Origin of the sequence: Streptomyces sp. NPDC001222, from assembly GCF_042896945.1 — a bacterium.
GTDB classification, from domain to species: Bacteria; Actinomycetota; Actinomycetes; order Streptomycetales; family Streptomycetaceae; genus Streptomyces; species Streptomyces gibsoniae.
The window spans coordinates 18,086-38,820 of the sequence record NZ_JBIAXT010000025.1; the positions used below are offsets into that span (position 1 = coordinate 18,086).

A 20,735-nucleotide genomic window follows, 5' to 3' on the forward strand; every position below is an offset into this window, starting at 1 on the left:
TGAACACGGGGGGTGGTTCAGGGGTGGGTGGCCGGGCGGGGGCCGGTGCGGCCGCCGGCCGCCGCGCGCAGGTCTTTGGCCCGGCCGGGGACTGCAGGTGGGAGGGGCCGGGTGGTGAGGGTGAAGGCGGCGGATTCCGCGCCGCCGGTCAGCAGGTGCGCTGCGGCCTGGTAGGGGCCGAGGTGGGCGAGGTCGTGCGCGGCCAGGGTGGGGAGCGTGTGCCGTTCCAGGGCGCCCGCGTCTTCGGGGGAGGCGTTGAAGAAGATCTTGTTGCGGGCGTTGGCGGAGATGCCTTCGCGCAGGTCGCGGGGGAGCTGCGCGAGGTGCTGGTGGGCCAGCAGCATGGACAGGCGGTAGCCGCGGGCCTCGGCGAGCATGTCCTCCAGCGGATACGGCAGGGTCAGGAAATTGTGGGCCTCGTCGATGCTCAGGGTGGCGTCGATCCGGGCGTGCTCGGGTGTGCGGGCGCGGGCGGCTGCGGCCTGCCAGGTTCCGGCGACGATGAACGAGCCGAGCAGGCGGGCGGTCTCCTCGCCGAGGGCTCCTTTGGGGAGGCGGGCGAGCAGGATGCCGCCATCCAGCACGCTGGCGAGGTCGAAGGTGGAGGGGCCCGCGGCGATCGCGCGGCGGGCGAAGTCGCGCAGCAGGAAAGCCCGCAGCTTGTTCATCACGGGGCCGACGACGGCGGCGCGGGAGGGCTCGGACATCGACTCGTACCAGGCCCAGAAGCCCCGGAGCACCGGGTCCTTGAGGGCGGGGATGAGGCGCAGCCGGTAGGCGCTCTCGCCGAGCAGGCGGGGAACGTCGGCGAGGGTGACCAGCTGGTGGGTGCGGTCGCGATGTTTGAGGAGGGTCAGGCAGGCGGCGCGCATGACGTCGTCGGTGCGCGGGCCCCAGAAGGCGGTGAAGATGCGGCGGAAGATGCCGGTGATGTTGTCGACGACGACGTCGATGTCCGCACCGTCGAGCACGTTCAGGCAGGGCGGGGTATGCGGGTCGTCGGGGTCGATGAGGACGAGGCGGTCGGCGCAGGTGTCCGGGAGGCGGTCGAGTAGGTCGGTGACCAGGTCGCCTTTGGGGTCGATGACGATGACGCCGCGGTGGTTGCGGACGTCGTCCAGGACAAGGTTCGCGATCAGGGTGGACTTGCCGGAGCCGGTCGCGCCCATGACATGGAGGTGGTGGCGGGCGTCGGCGACTGCGAGCCCGACACCGCGGCGGGCGCCGGTGTCCGAGCGGCCCAGCGGCTTGACCCCGTTCCCGGGCGCGGGCTCGGGGACGGACGGTGGCGGAAGGATGGAGCGGGCTCCGGCTCGCTGGAGGCCCGGTGCGTCCGCATCGATGGGGAGGTTGGCGAGAGCGGCGAGTTCCGGCACCGACAGCAGCACCGGCCGACTCGGCGGGAACTGCCGGGCGTTCAGGTGCGGTTCAGGGCGGCGTGCCCGTATACGGGTGAGGTAGTTGCGGTCGGCGTACAGGCCGAACGCCGAGGCAAGTGCGTGAGCCCGGCCGCGCGCCACATCCTCGGCACGCTCCGCCTTCGCAGAGCAGGTGGCGGCGTAGGTAAGCATGCACTGCCACTGAGGTCCGGAAAGCTTGGTCGCCGACTGCCGTACCGCTGCGCCGTGTTCGGGATCCTGCTTTCCTGTGGCGGTCGGCTGTGCGCGATGCAGAAGGAAGGCGGCCAGGGCGGGGAGCCGAGCGGGTGTCCGGCCTGCTTTGAGGCGGCGTGCCTGGCGGCGGGCTCGGCGCAGCGCCCGGCCGGTGGCCGGGCGGGCGAGGATCTGGACACAGGCGGATTCGTCCTCGCTCATGCCGGTGGCGGCCTGCAGCAGTGCCCGGAGCGGGTCGCTGGTGTGGTCAGTGCGCAGCGGCAGGACGTCGGGGCGGGCCGTGCGCAGCCGCCCCGCGGTCACCACCTGCCCCATCGACAGCAGAGGGCTGGGTTCGGTGACGCGGGTCTGGGTGCCGGGCCAGGCGGCCTCCACCGCACGCCGCACCAGACCGGCTGGCACCGTGCCCGGCACCCAGATGCGGATGGCCAGTCCAGTGGGCGACCAGGTGTATTCGAAGGCCAGATGGGGCTGACCGGCGGTGATCCGCCGCCACCACGGGCGCAGCAGCCCGGACAGCTGAGCCCACAGTACTTCCCCGCCCTTGGCAGCGACCTGGGGTGGAGCCAGGAGCTCCACCACGCGGGCACCGTCGGCGAAGCGCTGCTGCCGTGAGCGCAGCAGGCGACGCCAGGCAGCATGCCCACACGCCGTGCAGACGAGGACCGCAGGGACCAAGACGGGGGCGGACGCGGCACACCATTCCACGGCCGCCGAAAGCGAGGTGATACCGAGTGATTCCGGGTGTCGGAGGAAGTTCACCAGCCATCCATGCGGCTGGACCGCGGCGAGATGGCGCTCCGCCGTCACAGCTCCCACCCCTCGTCTCGCACAGGTTCATGGATGCCAGGGCCATCGGAGTCGAGGTCGGCGTCCGGGTGCAGGGCGGCCGCGATCTCGCCGGGATCCGTGGTGACTACTTCGTGTTCGCCGGGGGCTGCGATGCTGATCAGCGCGACCTTGTGGCGGCGGTCGCCGGTCAGCAGCAGCGCCTCGCCGCGTGTAGCGGACACAAGGAACTCCCGCTCGCCGTGGCAGAGGTGGAAGTTTGCGCTGATGGTGTCGATCGCCTGCGGGGCCTGGCGCAGCAGGATCTGCGTGGCCGCGTTGGACACGATGGCCCGGCCCAGCGGGGAGGACAGGACATCGTCGGCGTCCTGGGTGATCACAGCCAGGCCGGTCCAGTACTTGCGGGCCGCCTTGGCCATACGGAACAGGAACCGGGCGCCGGCACCGTCGCGCATCAGCAGCCACGCCTCGTCGACCACCACCAGATGGCGGCCGGAGCCTTGGCGGGCGGTGACCTGCCTCCAGATCGCATCCAAGGCCAGCAGCATCGCCGGCGCTTTGACCTCCTCCGGCAACTGGCGTAGCGCGAAAACCACCAGGTGCCCGTCGGTGGCAACGGTGCTGTGGCTGTTGAACAGCCGGGCATGGGAGCCGGCCGTGTAGGGGACCAGCCGGTCGGCGAGCTGCGTTGCCGTCTCGCGTCCGTCCCCGGCCAGGACGGACGCCAGGTCGGCCAGTGTGGGCGGCGTGCGCTGCCAGGTACGCGCGTCACCGGTGATCCCGGCCTGCGCGTACGCGGCGAGGATGGCCCGGTCAAATACCGCCTTCTCGCCTGCGGTCAGTTCAGAGCCCAGCAGGACGGCCAGGAACGTGTGCAGGAACAGCACCCGTCGCGTCAGGACGTCCTCACCCCCGGGTGTCGCGGCTGGGAGGTCGAAGGGGTTGAGGCGCACGCCGTCGGCGCCGAGGGCGATGACGTGGCCGCCGACGGTTTCCGCGAGACGGACGTATTCGTCCTCGGGGTCGATCACGGAGGCGGTCACGCCGGTGAACAGCAGCCGGAGCAATTCGAGTTTGGCGAGGTAGGACTTGCCGGCACCGGAGCGGGCCAGGGTGATGGAGTTGTAGTTGTCCTGCGCGAAGCGGTCCCACAGCACCGGGGCGCCGGAGACCGCGTTCACCCCGTACAGCACCCCCGTCGCCGCGCCGCCCTCCCCGGCGGCGATGGGCAGGTCGGGGCTGGTGAAAGGGAAGCAGGCGGCGAGCGCGGCGGTGTCGAACGTGCGGCGGATCTTGAGCGTGTCGATGCCGACGGGGAGGGTGGCCAGCCAGCCCGGCAGAGCCCGGTAGGTGGTCGGGGTGACCGTCATCAGCAGCGACTCAGCGACCGCCCGGACGGCGGCGGCCTGCTCTGCCAGGCTCTCCTCATCCGGCGCATGCACGGTCAGGTAGAGAGCGACATGGAAGAGCTTTCCCTCCCCGCGGGCGATGCGGTACGCAAGCTCGGCGGCATCCGCCGCCGCGGCCTCGACCTCCGGGTCGTCCAGATGCCCCTTCTCAAAGCCGGTCCGACGCCCCGACTCAAGACGGGCGCGCTGCTTCTTCAGCCCCGCAGCGGCCACCGGGTTCGGTACGGGCTCGATGTGCAGGGCAACATCGAGGTGGCCGGGGAAGTTCAGCAGCGGGGCCAGCCAGCCGGGGGTGACCTCGGCCGGGTAGCCGGTGACGACCAGCGTGGTGGCCAGGTGGGCGCCGATGGCGAGGGTGCGGGCGTGCACCTCGATGGCCTCGGGGCCGGTCACGTGGAGCAGTTCGGCGGCGTCGATGCCCGCGGTCGGGGACGCGGGGCGGCGAGGACCGAAGCGGAGTCGGATCATGCGGGGTTGCCTTCTGGCTCTGTGGAGGACGGGGTGGGGGTGCCGGGGTTGCAGGCTGTACTGACCAGTTCGGCGCTCCGCTCGGCATCCAGGGGCGTGACGGTGACCTCGGCGGCGGCCAGGGCTCGGACGGCCTCGTCGAGGCGCTGCAGGGCCCGTCCCTCGCCCGTTCTCCGCCGTAGCATGTGCGGTGCGGCTTCCTCGCGGGCGACCAGCACGATCTGCCGGCCCAGCAGGTTGCCGCCGGTGGCGAGGTCGGTGAGGAAGTCGGCGTGCGCACGGGCGGCCCTCTCCAGCACCGGGTGCGGGAGCGCGGCTGCCTCCAGCTGGAGGGTGTCGGCGAGCGGAGCGAGATCGAGTCGGTGGCAGCGCACCAGCAGCTGGGTGGGGCCGGTCAGGGAGTTGAGCCAGCGTGCGAACGCCGTGGTCAGGGCCTGCTGTTCGGCTGCCGAGCGCAGTTCGAAGTTGACTGTGGAGCACGTCGCCAAGGCAGCTTGGCCGTCGCTTCCTAGGTCGAGTACGCCGCCTGCGGTGATGCCGTCGTACGGCATGTCCATCGCAGCAGGAGCGGGTCCAGCCGCTTTTGCCCAGTGGCCGGGGACGGCGGCGGGCAGCGGCGGGATGCCTTCGGGGGCATGCACGCGTCGCTTCGGAGCGCGTGCGTGCAGGAGGGCGGCGGCCAGGAACCGGTCCAGGCCGATGCCCTCCCTCTGTCCCAGCGCGAGCGCTGCCACTGCTCCGGCGATGGGGATCACCAGGGCCACGTAGGCGAGCGGCGCCATGAAGGAGCGGGTGGCCCACCAGCCGCCGTACAGCACCACTGCGGCGAGGGCGAGGATGGCGGTCTGTCGGGCGGTGAACGGGCCCAGGAGCCGGTCAGGGCGGGAGATGTCGGCAGGGATACGCGTGGCATAGGAGGAGTCCGACGACTCGTCGGTGGGGCTCATGCGGTGTTACCTCCGGGGCGGTTCCAGGGGGAGCCGTAGCTGCATGGGGCGCGGCGGCCGGGCACGGACGCGTGGCGCGGGCACGGGCAGGGCCAGCTGGCGCGCACGCAGGCCAGGGGCAGTGGGCGCCGGCGGGGTGGTCAGGGCGCGGGCGACCGGCGGCGGGCCGGGGGCGGCGCGTTCAGCACGGATCGGCAGCCACATCTGGGTGGGCTGAGGTGGGCGTGCCGGGGTGCGCTGGGCGGTGATGGGGAGAGTCAGTTGCCGGATGCGGCGGGCCCGGGCGGGATGGACCACAGCGTGAGGGCCTCTCGGCGTACGGACGGGGGAAGCAGCGATCGGGCTGCGACGCCGCACAGCGGGTCTGGCGGGTGGAGTGCCCGGGGTCTGAGGAGCACCGGCCGTACCCGGGGCGGTGTTCGCGCTGCTGAGGGTGCCTGCGCGGCGTCGACGGCGTGTGGCCGGACCGATAGGAGCGGGCTGCGCCGCGGATCCCGCCTGACTGGGAGAGTTCACGCCAGCACGACTGCGCGCCAGCCAGCCACTGCCCTGGCCGCGAAGCCCCCCACCACGGCCAGAGCCGGGCCCCGGCTGCCGGCCCCCGCCCCCTCGGCCGCCCCCAGGCCGGCCACCTCCGCCTCCCGGCCCACCACGCCTTGGTCCGAGTCCCCCTGCGCCACCTCCCCGGCCCGGGCGGCGCAGCAGGCCCACGCCGGGCAGGTAGTGGTCCATGAGTCGGTACAGGGCCAGGTGCTTGAGCATCCGCACCCCCGCTGGCGCGTGAGGATGGTGGACGGGGGTGCCGCGCAAGACGACCTGCAAAGTCCAGCCAGGAATCTTGAACAGCACCCAGAACAGGGCCACTCCGGCCAGCACCGTGCCCAGCTGATCAGACTTGGGAATGCCGAGCGTCGTGGCGCCGGGTGCAAAGAACAGCTTCAGGGCAAGGACGAACGTCATCGACTGGGCGACCTGGATGACCAGACACCCGGCAAGGGCCCGCCACCACAGGCGGGCGACCGGATCGGTCAGCGGATGCGCGTGACACGCCAGCATCAGGGGTGCGGCCACGGCCAGCAGCGCCATCACCGCGACGCGCACCAGGAAGCCGATCAGCACCGCGACCACCAGCGCGATCATCACCATCGCCAGCAGCAGCACGTACAGCTTCAGCCCGGCGGCGCCGAACAGGGCAAAGGGCAGAACGCGTTCGACCATGCCCTGCCCGGCGTCGGACAAATCGGTGGCCATGATCGCGTGCGTCAGGGCGTTGGACAGGCTGATCGCCTTGCCCATCACTGTCAGAGAGGTGGCTGCCGCGATCATGCCCAGCAGCAGGCGCGGAGTGATCTGCTTGAGGGCGTAGCGGGTCTGGACGGTCTCGTATCCCATGACCGTGATGCCGCCCGCGGTCACGAACAGCACGTAGACCCCGCCCGTGATCCCCAGCATGGCGGTCCACAGCCGCTTGATGTCCGCGTGCTGGGTGACGTCGGGGGTGGCCAGCAGGGTATCGGCGAGGAACTCGCGGACCGGCTTCATGATCTGCTCGATCAGCATGCCGAGGAACGAGGTGATCGCATTCACGATCATGCCGGGGATGTCGAGGAAGCCCCAGCCACTGGCCTTGTCGCATCCAACACCTGTGGCCTCACACGCCGAAGGACTGGGCCCCGGCGCCGGCTCAGGGGAGACCGGCCGTTCCGGTTCTGGTGTGGGGCCCGGAGCGGGCGTGGGGCCTGGCAGAGGTTGAGGCCTTGGCCCAGGCTCCGGTTCCCGGGAGGGGGCTGTGGGGCCGGGCGCGGGCTGCGGTTCCGGCTGAGGAGGATCCGGGGCCGTCGGGGCCAAGGCAGCCAGGGCGTGTGCGGAGGCCGGCTGGGCAAGCGGACCCAGCACGAGCGCGGCCAGGAACAGCAGCGGCAGGGCGCGATCCAGGCGCCGGGCGCGCGTCACTGCCCGCCCCCACCGTTGCCCGCACCGACGATGCCCTGCAGCACCGTCACGATCACCGGGGCCAGGATCGCCAGCCCGTAGCCGATGGCCGCGGCTTTCAATGCCCGCTTGGCGGCCTCTACTTCGCCGGGGTCGCTGCTGGCCATGAGGTAGCGCAGTCCGCCGAAAGTAAGGAAGAGGGTGGCGAGCGCGGCGAGGAGGCCGACGATCCAATTTCGCAGGTTCGTGATGACGGTGGGGATGTCCGCAACCGCCCACACGCACGGCGGGTCGGTCAGCAGGACCGAAGTGGTGAAGGCCGCGATGAATCCCAGCCGGGAGAACCAGCGGCCAAGCGGCCGCATCTTCGGCCGGTACGGGCGACGGAGTCTCGCGGGCATGGCAGCACACCTCCATCGGGCACACGAAGAGCAGGACAGGAAAGGGGCAGAAGCGGGATCACCTCAGAGGGCGCACGAGAAGCCTGCGTGGGGTGAGCAGAACCCTGGACCCGGGGCCGACCTCCTTGCGGGGGTGTGGTGGGTAGGGTTTCTCGGGTGTCAGCACGAGACGGTCGTGCTCACCCCACACTGTGCGGCTCCCCGGCCCGGGGGCATCGGCCGCTGCCCCGGACCAGAACTGCCAGCCCGGTACGAATCCGGGCTGGGCCGCTGTCACCGTGAATAGAGATGCCTGGGGCAGGAATTGTCATTCCGCCACCGAAGATCCCCCAGTCGGGCGCCTTACAGGTCCTCCAGCCGATGCCGCAGATGGGCGGCCAAGTGCTGTTCGGCGGCGCTGCGGTGCCGGTAGAGCTGACGCACACTCACCCCGCGCTCGGCCGCGAGGCGGCTCATGGGCTCGCCCTCCAGGCGTGTACGGGCGATCAGCCGTGCTTCGGCCACGTCGACCACACGGGCTTGCACGGCGCGAGCGAGCACCGTCAGCTCGTCCTCCGGCTCACCGTGCTCCACCCGCGGGGTGGAGCACAGGTGGTCCAGATGCGCTTCCGCCTGGCCGGTTTCCCGGCTGGCGCGGCGGTGTGCGGCGTACACCAGCCGGTGTACGGCCCGGTCGGCCGCGCTGAACAGCTCCCTGTCCAGCCGCTCGGCCCCCAACTCCACCGTGCGCAGGGCCGTGGCGACGGCGGCCAGGGCCTCCTGTTCGACCTCGGCGCGCTCCAGGTGGGCGGGTCGGGCCAGCCGGGCGAGCATCCGGCGCAGCACCGGCACGGTCATGGCCACGGCGACCACGTCCCACGGCTCGCCCAGGTCGCGGGCGCGTCGGATCACCTCACGCCAGGTCTGCTCGCGCAGTTCGGCGCGGGTGGAGGGGTGGGCGAGGTGCGTGCGGATCCGGTCGACCGGCCAGGCCGCACGGTCGGGTTCGTCGCACACCAGGTGCGCGGGGAAGGTGAGCGGCTCCACGCCCTGGGTCAGGGCGAGGAACGCCTGTTCCAGCTCCGCGAGCGGAGAACGAAGGCTGCTTTGCGGACGGGCGGCGGGGCGGTGGGCAATGTGCATGGCGCATCTCCCGTGACGGCGTTGACAACTTCCGCCGCCACCCCTCCCAGGCCTCCGGGTCACCGTCGGCCCAGCCGCACGCCAGTGCCGTGTCACCGCCGGTCGAATGGTCCGGCATGTGCGATGGCGCGGCCCTGGTCCTGTCTTGATGGCCTGGAGTGACGCCTCAGAGCGAGCACATTAAATCGAACACAGAAAATTTTTCGGCTTCGGTCCGAGCGCCCGTTGTGCGGCCGGTCCTACTGGTTCGGCAGTGGATCGCAGGTGGCACGCTGCTGGCTCGCATAGAGGACGACCTGCGCAAACGCGATACGCGGTAAGGAAGACCGCTGGCGCAGCAGCGTGCGCGAAGGGACCGCCCGGGAGATCGAACACGCACGAGGTGATGGCAAAGATCAGCCAGCCTGTCCCTATTACTCACGTCAGCACGAGCACGGCCCGACCCTCGCTCCCGGGCGCCGCTCAGCCCATGCCAAACTCCACTGCTCCCCGCCCCCGTACGACCCACTCACTGCCGACGACCATCTGGCTCCCCGACCCGGACGAGCCCAACGCCGCTCCCATCCCCGGCGCAGTACTGCCCGCCTGGGCCATCGACAAGATCCGCACCGAATTCGTCGGACGCCCCACCCACCGGCCCGCCCCGCTGCTCAAGATCGCGATCCGGGACACGGCCCCGGGCATGGACGCCCGGATCCCCACCACCCCCTTCACCGACCCGGCGGACGACGAGGACGGCACCAAGAGGCCGTCCATCCTTCTGGCCGAACTCCACCCCGCCACCCTCCCCACCCCCGCCGACGACCTGCCGTCCGACGAGAGCGGGATGCCCCGCGCGGCGGAGGACGGCTGGCCCGGCTTCTTCCACCGAGCCCACCGGCTCCTCCCCGCCGAAGGCCTTCTGCTGCTGGCCACCCGCCAGCGCCGGAAGGCAAAAGGCCTCACCGACCCGCTCGGGACCCTGATCGCTTCCGCCCGTACCGCAGGCTTCCGCTACCTCCAACACATCGTGGTCGTCTACGGCCACCCCGTCGGCGACCGCCTCGTACCCGCCCTTCCCCCAGACGCCTGCCGCGGCGTCGCGCACTGCGACCTGATCGCCCTGTCCGCGATCCGCCACGCATAAGCCAAGGCAGAGGAGAACGCCCGTGCCTTCCCCCCTCTCGGTGTGGAACACCGCCCCCACGTCCGCCCCCGCCCAGCGCAAGGGCCGCTACGTGCCTGGCTCCGCCGCCCATCCTGCCAAGATGCTCCCGCGCATCGCCGCCCACGCGATCGCCACCTACACCCGCCCCGGCGACCTCGTCCTCGACCCGATGTGCGGCATCGGCACCACCCTGGTCGAAGCCATCCACCTCGGCCGCAACGCCCTCGGCGTCGAATACGAACCCAAGTGGGCCGACCTCGCCCGCCTCAACACCGCCTCCGCCACCCACGAAGGCGGCACCGGTACCGGTGCCGTGCACTGCGGCGACGCCCGCAAACTCACCCAGCTCATCCCCACCGCGCTCCATGGCGAGGTGGATCTCGTGGTCACCTCACCGCCGTACGGGAACTCTGTACATGGACAGGTTCGCTCCACCCGTGAGACCGGCGAACGCGGCGTGGTCAAGAAGGACTACCGCTACAGCCATGACCCCTCCAACCTCGCCCACGTCTCCACCGACCGGCTCCTGGAAGCCTTCACCGAGATCCTCGCCCAGTGCCGACGCGTCCTGCGCCCCGGCGGCACCGTGGTCGTCACCACCCGCCCCTGGCGCGAACGCGGCGAACTCATCGACCTGCCCTCCGCCGTCCTCGCCGCCGGCCAAGCCGCCGGACTCACCCCCGCCGAGCGCTGCGTCGCCCTCCTCGCCGGCATCCGCGACAGCCGCCTCATCACCCGCCCGTCGTTCTTCCAGATGAAGAACGTCCGCGACGCACGCCACCAAGGCATCCCACTCGCGGTGATCCAGCACGAAGACGTGCTGATCTTCACCAGGCCCGCAACCCCCATGTGCCCCGCTGACCACGCGCGGCTGCCGAGCACACCACGGCGCGGGGCTCGGGGCGCCCCCACACGGGCCATCGGAAAGGCGGGAGTGTCATGAATTGGGTGGGAACTTCACCAGAAGGGACACCTGATGACGATCCAGAGGACTCACTCTCTCGAGACGGTGGGCGGCGTGTCGCTTGCGTCCGGTGAGGCGGCTGCAGACGGTGCAGGCGTGAAGAGGATGCCGGAGAGTGTGGACGGGCTGAGCCTGGACCTGCTGGACGCGCTGACGCTGCTGGCGCAGGACCAGGTCCGCGCTGGCGGGCTGAAGCTGGTGGGTGAGGGCGGGCTGCTGCCCGCGATCACGCAGCACCTGATGCAGGCCGCGCTGGAGACCGAGTTGGAGGAGCATCTGGCGGCCGAGGCGGAGCGGGTCGGCGGGCGGGGCTCGCGGTCGGGCGGCAACGGCCGTAACGGCTACCGGCAGAAGAAGGTGATGAGCGAGGTCGGGCCGATCGTGCTGCAGGTTCCGCGTGATCGGCGGGGCACCTTCCGGCCGAAGGTCCTGCCCAGGCATGCGCGGCGGACCGGCGCGCTGGACGAGATGGTCCTGTCGCTGACCGCGCGGGGCATGACCTCCGGCGAGATCGTCGCGCACCTGGACGAGGTCTATGGGATGAGCGCGTCCAAGGAGCTGATCTCCACGATCACCGACAAGGCCCTGGACTCGATGAACGAGTGGCGCACCCGTCCCCTCGACGCGGTCTACCCGGTGATCTTCATCGACGCGATCCACGTGAAGATCCGTGACGGGCAGGTCGCCAACAGACCGATCTACGTGGCCATCGCGGTCACCGCCGACGGCTACCGCGAGATCCTCGGCCTGTGGGCCGGCGACGGCGGCGAGGGCGCCAAATTCTGGCAGCAAGTCCTCACCGACCTGCGTAATCGCGGCGTGAAGGACGTCCTCATGCTGGTCTGTGACGGGCTGAGTGCGCTGCCTGACGCGGTGGGCAACGTGTGGCCGCAGACCGTCGTGCAGCGATGCGTCGTTCACCTGATCCGTCAGAGCCTGCGCTACTGCTCGCGGCGGAACTGGCCCGAGGTTGCCGCCGACCTCAAGCCCGTCTACACCGCTGTCAACGAGGCCCAGGCCCGCGAGCGGCTCGAGGAGTTCGACGCCAAGTGGGGCCACAAGTACGGCAGCATCGCCGCCGTCTGGGAGCGGGCCTGGAGCGAGTTCGTGCCCTTCCTCGCCTTCCCCGACGCGATCCGCGAGGTCGTCTACACGACCAACAGCATCGAGTCCCTCAACGCCCGCTACCGTCGCGCGGCCACCGCCTGCGGACATTTCCCCAACGAACAGGCAGCGCTCAAGAGGATCTACCTCGCCACCCTCGCCCTCGACCCCTCCGGCCGCGGCCGCAAGCGCTGGAACAACAAGTGGAAAGCCGCTCTCAACGAGTTCGACCAGCTCTTCGACGGCCGCCTTACCGCCGGACGGGTATAGGCCGACCGGACCAACCAAATACCACTAGGCTAAACGGCCTAAAAACACCTAAATCATGATAGACCCGGAAAGGCTGGCCGTTCTCGCACCTGCACGCGAGAAGGCGATCGGGGCATTCACTGATCACGTCCGTCGACTTCGACCTCAACCCCGGTCGCCCGCCCGCTGGCAAGTGGCGCGGTGGTGGCTCGCGGGTGGCTCGTACACCAGGTGGCCTGCACAAACGCCAATCGAATCGTCCCGGGACCGAGCGGTGCCGGGTTCTTTCGACCACAGCTCGTGGTGCGTGCACGGGGGGCGCCCGACCCTGGGCATGGTTTCGCGAAGATGGCCGATGGCGACGATGTTGGCAGCCGGGCCGGTTCCTCCCCTTGGCAGGAACGGGCCCGGCTCGCCTCGCTGGTGAACTATGCGGTTTGTTCCGGGATCGCCGCGCGGTAGGTGCGCGGGCGGTCGGTGACCTGCTCGGCGAGGCCCTGCTCGGCGAGGGTGGCGAGGGCGTTGGCGATGGCGCCGGAGGAGCGGTCGATCATGCGGCTGATGCGGGTGGCGGTGAAGGCTTCTCCGGGGCGGGCGTTGAGGTGCTCGATGACGAGTTGGCGGAGGCCTCCAGGGGCGAGGCGCTTGTTTCCGGCGGGCAGGGAGGTACTGGGGGCAGGGCTGGTCGGTTCGGTGGGTCCGGTGTGCTGGGCGGGAACGGGCTTGGACGCGGTAGGGGCAGCCTGTTCGGGCTGCGGGGCTTCAGAGTTGTTGTTGGGCTTGTCGTTGGCGGGCGCGTCCGGCTCTGTCTCGGGGTCGGTGGCAGGCTCGACCGGTTCCTCTGCCGCGGGGGCCTGGTAGGACGTCGCGATGGGGTCGGTGAGGGTGGCGCGCCAGAGGTCGGGGCGGCGGTTGGGGCCGTTCTGGATGCCGCGGTCGCGGTGGGCAAGGCCACGCTTCTCGAGGGCGACGAGGGCCTTGAAGGTGCTGGAGCGGGCAGCCGCGGCGGCTTGGGCGATGTCGTCGACGGTGGCCGGTTCGGTGAAAGCGATGAGTTGGGTGTAGACGTTGATGATGGCGGGGGGCAGGCCGGTCAGTTGATCGGCGATCATGGTTTCGGACATGAAGGGGCCTCGCTTCCCGAAGGTGTGTAAGGAGTGAGGTCCCCGGCCGGGGCGCGGTCCTGTGCAGGTCGCTGTTGTCGCCGGGCGCGTGCGCATCGCGTTGTTCCGGGCGGACAGGGCCGAACGACGTGCGGGAACGAGGGGGTCCGTGATCCCGCTCGGCGGATTCGGCCACGACCATGGACGCTCGGACGCGGCGTCCAGTCAAGCGCCGGTCAGCCGATCCGCGTCGGGCCGCGTCAGATCGGATCGTGGAGTCGCGCACGGTCAGTGTCGCACCGTCGGCGAGCGGCAGGGGTCGCCGTCCAGGGCGACCGGGCGCCAGCACGTCGCCCCCGAACCCGAGTTGGGCCGGTCGGTCGCCTGATCGGATCGAGAGGAGCAGCGGACCGAACGGCATGTAGAGGGTGGCGAGGTCAGCGGCCTCGCGAAGGCTCTGGTTCTCGGAGGCGCTCCGCTCGGTGGACCAGGCGAGTCCGTCTCCGTACTCGCCCTCGATGCCGTTGCTCTCGCGGTGGAGGGCAGCGAGGTCCATAGGCAGTGGATGGCCGAGGATCGCGGTGCAGCGGATCAGTGTCGACTCCGATGCAGGGGGCTGGAAGACAGTCGTGCCAGGCAGGGCCGCAACGACTTGGGTCCACACAGTGGATGCGACCTCCATGAGCCTGGTCTGGAAGGACTCGGCGTACAGACCCGTCGGCGCAGGCCGCGGGGTCCGCGCCTCGACCAGCGTGACTGATCAACGAGCGAACAGTACGGCCCCGGCCAAGCCAGCCACCTACCGCCCCCGGCAATGCGGGACAGCCCTTAGGCGCACTACTGCGGCTTGCGGAAGCCCCGAGCATCCTTCTTCAGCCAGCGCAGCCCGCCCTCCGGTGCCGGCCACATGTCGATGCGGTGCTGCTCTGTCAGCTCGTGTCCGTCCTCCGCGTACGCTACCGACAGAGAGTCGTCGGCGCCTTTCACCGACAGCCTTACTCGCCAGTTGCTCTCATCGCCGTAACCCGGCCACGGCAGATCGAACTCCTGCAGCTGCCCGTCCAGGTTGCTCAGCTGAACGTACGACTCCGCGTGAAGGTCGCCCTCCACGATCTCGTCCCAGCCCGCCTCGTCCAGCTCCGGTTCGCTCTCGTGGACCCGCACCAGGGCCGGAATGTCACCGTGCTGGACACCCGTCCTGATGACGAGCCCGGGATGCTCCTCGCTGGCTTCCAGCACCGCCGCCCGCCCGTTCTCCCGCTGCTGCCCCGCCCCCCTGGGAACCTCTCCCGGCTCGGGCTCGCTCCCCGTGATCCAGTAGTGCAGGTAGGCGGCGTGGAGTGTCATCTCTTGCTGCATCGCAGGCATCCCCGAATCGTCGGCAGGAGGTGTGACCAACGTACCGGCCCCCAAGCGGGTGCGTGGGGGCCGGCTTCAGCGTCGTCGGGTCAGCGGACGATCGCGACCTGGAACGGGTCCTTGTTCAAGATCCGGTTGACCGTGTAGAACCTGTTCAGGTCCCGCCCGGCGTCCGTGTTCTGCGTCTCGTTCACCATGCGGCGGCTGAACCTGCCCAGCAGCGCACCGCCCTGGTAGGTGCTCGCGAACGCGTACTCGTCACACGTCTTCCCGGCCGGACGCGGAAGGCTGTCCGGGCACGACGTGCGCCTGTTCCGCCGGATCTGCGTGTCGTCATACAGCCGCTGAAGCACCGTCCGGCCGCCGTACGCGCCGGGAAGCCCGGACGCCTGCGCGTCCTTGATGTGCTTCGCGACCTCCTTCACGTACCCGGACAGCGAGTACTGGATCACGTTCTTCGACTGCGGGAAGACGCACCCGTACGACCTCGGGTAGCCCTTCAGTGCGTTGTCGCAGCGCACCACCGGAGCCGGGAACGACACCGGGTTGCTCGGCGTCGCACCCGGCACCGTGAAGATCCACTTCGGTGTCGCTCCGCTCGCAAGGATCTTCCCCCTGCCGACCTTGCTTGTGAAGGTGAAGTTCGCCGACGCCTTCCCGCTCGCACCGAGCGGCTGCGACGGGATGTTCCCGCGCGTCGTCGCGTTGCTCGCGGAAGCACTGCCCGAGATCACCGCACCAGCGGCAGCGCCGGACACGCTGTTCCGCGTGAAGTGCAGGCTGTACGGGAACGCCTTCGACCCGGTGCGGGAGGTCACGTCACCGTGGACGGTGTACGTCATCTTCCCCAGCTCCCGGCCGGTTCGTGCATCGAGCACCCGGAAGGTGCCGGTGGCGTTCGCGCACGCGTGGAAGCGGCTGATCAGCCATGCGTTCCGCACGAGGGAACATGAGGTGTTTGCCTGCGGGCTGGCGCTGAAGCTGTTCACGACGGCGATGCGGTCACCGTTGGCGCGTGCCTTCGTGAGGGCCTGCTGTACGGCGTCGGCCTTGGCGCCCACGGGCTGCGTGACCGACGTTGCCACCGTGGTGGTGACGGGACTGCTGCTCTGCGGAACGGCGTTGGCCGATCCGGTCAGAGAGCCGGCCGCGGTGGCGGCGATGGCTGCTCCGGCGGCAGCGAGGCGAATGAGCCTGGAGCGCGTGCTGTGCGTTTTCTGCAAGGCTTGTTTCCCCCTCCGAAGCAATTCCCAGTCCGTCCTGATGAGGTCCGGTGCGGCTTCAGAACATGATCGAGGCTATGCGTCGGCGGATCGAACAAGGAACCGAATTACTGGCTTTGGCCTACTTTCATCGGTGTGGCCGGTTCCCCACCTTCGATCGGGCGCCCGCAGCGCCCGGGCGGTCAATGTGCTCACCTGGTATATCCAGCGCGGTCCTCGGGAGACTGCGAGCATTTTCGGGGAGATCTGTATCCAGGGCCGCGTGAACCTGTAGGACACGGCTGGGTCCCGCCCTGCCCCATTGCCGATTTCCCTGCGTCACCATCGACGCCGCGCCGCCCATCGCGTGGGTGGATCCCGTGCCTACTCATCCCCAGAGTTGCTTCCAGCCGGTGACGGCCTTGTCAGTCCTGCTGCCCGGCACCCGGCTTGTGACAACCCCATCGCGCCCTGGTGGCGCTAGTCGCCCAACGCGGCGCTTACTTCCGGTATTCACTGCCCGCGCACCCCGCTGCGCCGGTTCCAGGACCAGTGTGTCCACCATGACCCGCCACCAGCCCGTTTTTTGGGGAGCACGGTGCAGGCTGAGCTGCCCAGGGGTTCGTAGAGTCCGGCGATCTTGGTTCAGGCAGACTGCGGGATGGCTTTCTGTTGTCACCGCCAGTCGCGTTCGTACTCGGCGGGCGGCACGTAGTCGAGGGCGGAGCGGAGCTGCGGCGGCGCGGGTTCTGTGCGCCGGTGCTTGTAGGGGCTGCTGGCGTGTCGTATTGCCCCGATCCGGTCATACCGAGGGAAACGCCCTCCTGGGTGAGTGTCCTGCGGCATCCTCAGATCCGCGTACCAGCGCAAACACGCTGGTGAGTACTCGGTGGTGCAAGGGGCGGGGAGGGAGTGCAGTGATGGGGTGGACGACGGGGGAGTTCGGCACGTCTCACGAGGGCTGTGTGGGAGCTGTTCTCGATGACGGCAGTGAGCCGAAGCCTGCCTATCTGGACATTGGCAGTGGCAGCGCGGGGTTCTCGACGAGTGAGTGGTGGGCGTACATCGGACAGATGGGCCGACCGCGGGCTGCCGGGTACCGGAGTGCGTGCGCGTGCGGATGGCGCGGCGAGACCTACCCGATCGACTGGGAACAGGTCGACGACGACCACCTGGATGACTTGGACGTCTCCCGCCCGTACAACGACTGGCAGAACCACATCGACAGCGTGGAAGGCCAGGCGGCGCCAGTGCCGGCCGATGTCACCGCAGTCATGGACCAGCTCCAAGCGCACCTGGCTGCGCTGGCCCAGCAGGCCCTGATGGCCGCGCTGAGAGCGGCGGCCCAACTGGAGCGCCTGGCCTCGGCCGTCGGCCGGGAAGCCGCTCATGCCGTCGAGGACGAGGCGGTGCCCGCGGAGAAGATCGGCACGGCCCTCGGGTTGAGCCCGAGCAAGGCGCGCTCCCGTGTGATCAGCTACCTGCTCCGTAAGTGACAGCGACCGTCAGTACGTTCCGGGACTTTGGGAAGATCGCCCGTGCAATGCCGTATGCCTTCGAGGCTGGCCAGGCGCCAAGCCCGCGCGGGAGCCCAGGGTGCGGCGCCGTCCCCAACCGGGCCGTCCCCTTTTATGGGCGACCCCGCTGCAGTGCGGCGAGTCTCCTGTCGCATGTGCTTCCTGGATGCTGCGCTACGTGTCTACAGTCGAATACCCACCGGGCAGGTTCTTGACGAGGTGAATCCCGAATGTGGCGCGGACTCCGGTGATGATTCACGGGCGAGGACGTGGAGAGATCTTCGATGGTGGCCCTGCCCCGGTTGGTGAGGATTAGAAGGTGTTTGGTGGACATGCCAGCCGCCCCATCGCCGTAGCCTTTGGTGTCACCTTCAACGAGGACAAGTCCCAGGTCAGGACCCACAACGCGCCCGCCGTACTCGCTGCCCTCCGCGACCTGATCCGCAGCGCACTCAAGCTCGCCGGCTACATCAACACCGCCGCCGGACGCCGAGCCCACACCGAGCGCCCCCGCGTCCTCGCCCTCTACGGCATCACATGATCAAATCGGACGATCCAGGCACTCGCCGGGGCCCTGTGGTGAGGGGTTGCTGCCGACGCATGAGTTCACGTTCGACGCCGAGCCGAGGAGTCGTCCTCCCACGAATCTTGACGCGCTGATCGGCCGCAACGGTGTCGGAATCGCATCGCCGCAGACGCGACGGCGGCTCGCATCACGGTGGAGAGCGAAGCCGACGAGGACAACAGCTTCAACGGCTGTGTCATCGTGTCGGGCCCTGAGGACGTCTCAGCGTAGCTTGCTCCCGACATGACCGCGGCGCCATATCGGGAGCGAGTGATCGGAGCTCACGCAGTGATATCCACCGACGCCGTTGTCATCTGAAAGGCCAGGTGATTGACGCTGGCGCAGGCCCTCTCCATAGCCTCCTCCGGGGTGCTTCCCAGAGCACGAGCGAAAGCGAGGCGAGAAGCCGAACTATTGAGGCCGGTCACCACAGCACCGGGTCCCTGCATGACTACTACCTCCTGGACGCCTTCGATGCCCAGTGCCTTCTCATAACCCTCCACGGATGCAACTACGCCAGGAGAATGTGGAACCAGGTATCGAATGGCCGCATATCTTTCATCTGGTCTTGACCTGAGGGCGTCGGCCAGTTCCCCGTGCACGGATTCACCGAGACTTTGGCGGCCGGCCACTGTAGGCATATCGATACCCGTAACGTCGCGCACCATCTCAATAATGCGATCCCCCCCACAGCGTAGGTGTGTTTCCACGATTCTCACTGCCGAGTCCGTGAGGATCACTTCAGTATGGGTGGAACCGTTCGCAATCCCCAGCGCAGTCAACATCCGTCGGACTGTGCCCTCAATCCGGGCCGTGTCATCTGGAGTGAGGGGTGCGGGTACTACGTGACCGACCTCGACGAACGTGGCCGCATCAATGTGCTTTTCAGTAATGCTGACGACGAAATGCTGACCTGAATCACTCAAGCATTCAACGCTATACTCGCGGCCTGTGTGGAACTGCTCGATCAGAATATCAGGAACGTCCAGACCCGTGGCTCCGCTGATGCCCCGCTCGAATGCGTGGAGCAGGTTGCCCGGACCGTCGATACGCGTGATGCCTTTACTTGATATTCCGCGCGTCGGCTTACAGATCAATGGGTACCCGATACGCTCCGCCGCATCCTGCATGCTATCGAAGGAGGTGATGATTTCACTGCGAGTGTCGTCTACGCCAGCCTCTCGAAGGCGGGTTCGCATGGAATTCTTGTCGTTCACTACACGAGCGGTGTCCAAGGAGTAGGCACGCAGCCCCAGCGAATCGGCTATCAAAGCCGTTTCTGTGGCGCTGAACTCGGTGTAATTGACTATGGCGTCAATTACGTCCCGTGTGTTGATGAAATGAGCCGTCGAGATCCACTCCGCGCTGTCGACCGTCGCGGGAAGAACCACGACGCGTTCATAAGCGTCCAGATCAATGACCCTGTGGAACATGTCCTGACGAGTAATCAGGCTCATCCGAGTCTCTGGTCGGGCCAGGCGAAGCCCCACGGTGTCGTTACGGGAGCCGTTGATCACGAGCAGATGCTTACCTGTGCATTGCAGCTTCACGCTCCTGCCTCATTCCTGTCGGTGAGGATTTTAATCAAAGAGGCAGCGTGGTCGGCTGTGTGACCAGCTGCGGAGCTGTCGGGGGCGGTTGCTATGACGAAGCCCAGACGATCGCCGCTGTTTCGCAGTGTTCTTACACTGTCGCCCACCTCAGCGGTAAGGACGGCCTCCACTACTCCGGGTGTGGCTCGTGCTTCATCAAGGCCGCTCACGTTGGTGACGGTCCCCGGGGCCGCAGTCAGAAATGTGATGGCTGCGCCCTGCTTGGGTCGGATGGGAGCCGTTGCATCGGCACCTGCGAGGATCTTTCGTGCTGTGTCGATGAAGCTGAACCCGTACGCCAGGTTGATGAGGTCACAAAGATAATCGCCAGGAGCGCGCCCAGCACATTCGATCAGGACAGGACGACCGCCCTGTATGATCCACTCGGCGTGAAGTATCCCGGTGTCGAATCCGACGGCATCGACGAGAGCTTCCATCGACTCACGTAGCAACTGCTCGACGGTTGCTGCCAGTGGCGCCGGCAACACATGCCCTGTTTCCACGGGATGCGACCCGCCCGCTGTGATTTTTTGGGTGACATTAGAGAAGTTAATTCGCCCACTGACTACCAGTGCCTCCACGCTGACTTCAGGCCCATGGAGACGCTCCTCGATGAGGTAGCGGTGATGCCATGCGCGGTCGGACACCTGCCGGGGTTCTTCGGCTGTGACCAGTTGTGTCCAGGCGTACTCTGCCTCTTCTGCTGAGTCAATGACCGTGACTCCGAGACTAGCCTGGCGGTTGGCGGGCTTGAGAACAGCCCTGCCGTCCGAGCGGCTGAGGAACGCCTCCACGTCTTCGAACTTGTGAACCTCTAGGAACATGGGAGCCGCCATGCCTGCCTTCGAGGTAACCTCGCGCAGCAAAAGCTTGTCCGAGAGAATCCTTGCAGATTCGATCCCTGCTCCCGGCAGACCCAAGCGGGCTGCGACGATCGCTGCTGGCGTCACACCATATTCCTGGCCCGGAAGGACAGCACTGAATGGAGCCCGTGCGTGGGCCGCCAGTACTTCAGGCAGAAAGTGCTCGGACTGCTGGTAAGGGGCGAGAATGACCTCGGATATGCACTCGGTGACCTCTCGGACCGCCGCAAGCCCCTTCCTCTGGTAGACGTTAGGTTCTTCCAGAACGGTCAGCGAAGCGCGGGGCATAATTGCGTTCAGCTCGGCGATAAGAGGCCTATTGAAGCCCACCATCAGAAGCCGATGCCCATGGTCAGAGTAGGAGGTGCGCGAGGTTACGTTCATTACTT

16 protein-coding genes and 1 pseudogene are annotated in these 20,735 nt (G+C 68.4%); 6 read left to right on the top strand and 11 right to left on the bottom strand.

Annotated features, from left to right (window positions below; translation table 11 throughout):
- Window positions 1-17 precede the first annotated feature (17 nt).
- The 6 genes from ACFY2Z_RS28515 to ACFY2Z_RS28540 form a co-directional block, all read right to left on the bottom strand.
- Window positions 18-2,195, bottom strand: a complete 2,178-nt coding sequence (locus ACFY2Z_RS28515; protein WP_390746951.1) for a type IV secretory system conjugative DNA transfer family protein — start codon at window positions 2,193-2,195, stop codon at window positions 18-20.
- A gap of 224 nt (window positions 2,196-2,419) precedes the next feature.
- Window positions 2,420-4,279 (bottom strand): VirB4 family type IV secretion system protein, encoded by a 1,860-nt coding sequence (locus tag ACFY2Z_RS28520; protein WP_390746952.1) that lies wholly within the window; start codon window positions 4,277-4,279, stop codon window positions 2,420-2,422.
- Entirely contained in the window at window positions 4,276-5,226 is a 951-nt protein-coding gene (locus tag ACFY2Z_RS28525; RefSeq protein ID WP_390746953.1) for a PrgI family protein, read from the bottom strand. The genes ACFY2Z_RS28520 and ACFY2Z_RS28525 overlap by 4 nt, the downstream gene beginning before the upstream one ends.
- Window positions 5,227-5,232: 6 nt before the next feature.
- Entirely contained in the window at window positions 5,233-6,819 is a 1,587-nt protein-coding gene (locus tag ACFY2Z_RS28530; RefSeq protein ID WP_390746954.1) for a hypothetical protein, read from the bottom strand.
- Between the two features lie 356 nt (window positions 6,820-7,175).
- Complete coding sequence (locus ACFY2Z_RS28535) at window positions 7,176-7,559, bottom strand: hypothetical protein (RefSeq protein ID WP_390746955.1); 384 nt, start codon at window positions 7,557-7,559, stop codon at window positions 7,176-7,178.
- A gap of 342 nt (window positions 7,560-7,901) precedes the next feature.
- A complete protein-coding gene (locus ACFY2Z_RS28540; RefSeq protein WP_390746956.1) occupies window positions 7,902-8,681 on the bottom strand; it encodes a hypothetical protein in 780 nt (259 codons plus the stop codon).
- 469 nt (window positions 8,682-9,150) lie between these two features.
- Between ACFY2Z_RS28540 and ACFY2Z_RS28545 the strand changes: the two genes are divergently transcribed.
- The 3 genes from ACFY2Z_RS28545 to ACFY2Z_RS28555 all read left to right on the top strand — a co-directional run bounded on the left by ACFY2Z_RS28545 (window position 9,151) and on the right by ACFY2Z_RS28555 (window position 12,166).
- Entirely contained in the window at window positions 9,151-9,807 is a 657-nt protein-coding gene (locus ACFY2Z_RS28545) for a hypothetical protein (RefSeq protein ID WP_390746957.1), read from the top strand.
- A gap of 22 nt (window positions 9,808-9,829) precedes the next feature.
- The gene (locus tag ACFY2Z_RS28550; protein ID WP_390746958.1) at window positions 9,830-10,771 is read left to right on the top strand and encodes a TRM11 family SAM-dependent methyltransferase; all 942 of its coding nucleotides are present in this window, start codon (window positions 9,830-9,832) and stop codon (window positions 10,769-10,771) included.
- 126 nt (window positions 10,772-10,897) lie between these two features.
- Window positions 10,898-12,166, top strand: a complete 1,269-nt coding sequence (locus tag ACFY2Z_RS28555) for an IS256 family transposase (protein WP_388982141.1) — start codon at window positions 10,898-10,900, stop codon at window positions 12,164-12,166.
- Window positions 12,167-12,573: 407 nt separating this feature from the next.
- Here ACFY2Z_RS28555 and ACFY2Z_RS28560 read toward each other — a convergent pair whose 3' ends face one another.
- The 3 genes from ACFY2Z_RS28560 to ACFY2Z_RS28570 form a co-directional block, all read right to left on the bottom strand.
- Window positions 12,574-13,269, bottom strand: coding sequence for a hypothetical protein (locus tag ACFY2Z_RS28560; RefSeq protein ID WP_390746959.1), 696 nt, complete (start codon window positions 13,267-13,269; stop codon window positions 12,574-12,576).
- An 816-nt stretch (window positions 13,270-14,085) separates the two neighbouring features.
- Window positions 14,086-14,607, bottom strand: coding sequence for a hypothetical protein (locus ACFY2Z_RS28565; protein ID WP_390746960.1), 522 nt, complete (start codon window positions 14,605-14,607; stop codon window positions 14,086-14,088).
- Between the two features lie 89 nt (window positions 14,608-14,696).
- Complete coding sequence (locus tag ACFY2Z_RS28570; RefSeq protein WP_390746961.1) at window positions 14,697-15,176, bottom strand: NucA/NucB deoxyribonuclease domain-containing protein; 480 nt, start codon at window positions 15,174-15,176, stop codon at window positions 14,697-14,699.
- Between the two features lies 1 nt (window position 15,177).
- Between ACFY2Z_RS28570 and ACFY2Z_RS28575 the strand changes: the two genes are divergently transcribed.
- The 3 genes and pseudogenes from ACFY2Z_RS28575 to ACFY2Z_RS28585 all read left to right on the top strand — a co-directional run.
- Window positions 15,178-16,104 carry a hypothetical protein gene (locus ACFY2Z_RS28575; protein ID WP_390746962.1) on the top strand — a complete coding sequence of 309 codons (927 nt, stop codon included), beginning with the start codon at window positions 15,178-15,180 and terminating at the stop codon, window positions 16,102-16,104.
- 625 nt (window positions 16,105-16,729) lie between these two features.
- A complete protein-coding gene (locus ACFY2Z_RS28580; RefSeq protein ID WP_390746963.1) occupies window positions 16,730-17,305 on the top strand; it encodes a hypothetical protein in 576 nt (191 codons plus the stop codon).
- 385 nt (window positions 17,306-17,690) lie between these two features.
- Window positions 17,691-17,867 (top strand): annotated as a pseudogene (locus ACFY2Z_RS28585) (ISAs1 family transposase); the annotation flags it as partial.
- Window positions 17,868-18,172: 305 nt separating this feature from the next.
- Here the strand turns inward: ACFY2Z_RS28585 and ACFY2Z_RS28590 are convergent.
- Window positions 18,173-19,441, bottom strand: a complete 1,269-nt coding sequence (locus ACFY2Z_RS28590; RefSeq protein ID WP_390746964.1) for an ATP-grasp domain-containing protein — start codon at window positions 19,439-19,441, stop codon at window positions 18,173-18,175.
- Complete coding sequence (locus tag ACFY2Z_RS28595) at window positions 19,438-20,730, bottom strand: ATP-grasp domain-containing protein (protein ID WP_390746965.1); 1,293 nt, start codon at window positions 20,728-20,730, stop codon at window positions 19,438-19,440. The genes ACFY2Z_RS28590 and ACFY2Z_RS28595 overlap by 4 nt, the downstream gene beginning before the upstream one ends.
- Window positions 20,731-20,735: the final 5 nt, after the last annotated feature.

Bases quoted from the DNA above. Each gene is read 5' to 3' on its own strand.
- ACFY2Z_RS28520 (WP_390746952.1), bottom strand. From the start codon at position 4,279: ATGATCCGACTCCGCTTCGGTCCTCGCCGCCCCGCGTCCCCGACCGCG.
- ACFY2Z_RS28525 (WP_390746953.1), bottom strand. From the start codon at position 5,226: ATGAGCCCCACCGACGAGTCGTCGGACTCCTCCTATGCCACGCGTATC.
- ACFY2Z_RS28530 (WP_390746954.1), bottom strand. From the start codon at position 6,819: ATGATCGTGAATGCGATCACCTCGTTCCTCGGCATGCTGATCGAGCAG.
- ACFY2Z_RS28535 (WP_390746955.1), bottom strand. From the start codon at position 7,559: ATGCCCGCGAGACTCCGTCGCCCGTACCGGCCGAAGATGCGGCCGCTT.
- ACFY2Z_RS28540 (WP_390746956.1), bottom strand. From the start codon at position 8,681: ATGCACATTGCCCACCGCCCCGCCGCCCGTCCGCAAAGCAGCCTTCGT.
- ACFY2Z_RS28545 (WP_390746957.1), top strand. From the start codon at position 9,151: ATGCCAAACTCCACTGCTCCCCGCCCCCGTACGACCCACTCACTGCCG.
- ACFY2Z_RS28555 (WP_388982141.1), top strand. From the start codon at position 10,898: ATGCCGGAGAGTGTGGACGGGCTGAGCCTGGACCTGCTGGACGCGCTG.
- ACFY2Z_RS28560 (WP_390746959.1), bottom strand. From the start codon at position 13,269: ATGTCCGAAACCATGATCGCCGATCAACTGACCGGCCTGCCCCCCGCC.
- ACFY2Z_RS28565 (WP_390746960.1), bottom strand. From the start codon at position 14,607: ATGCAGCAAGAGATGACACTCCACGCCGCCTACCTGCACTACTGGATC.
- ACFY2Z_RS28580 (WP_390746963.1), top strand. From the start codon at position 16,730: ATGGGGTGGACGACGGGGGAGTTCGGCACGTCTCACGAGGGCTGTGTG.
- ACFY2Z_RS28595 (WP_390746965.1), bottom strand. From the start codon at position 20,730: ATGAACGTAACCTCGCGCACCTCCTACTCTGACCATGGGCATCGGCTT.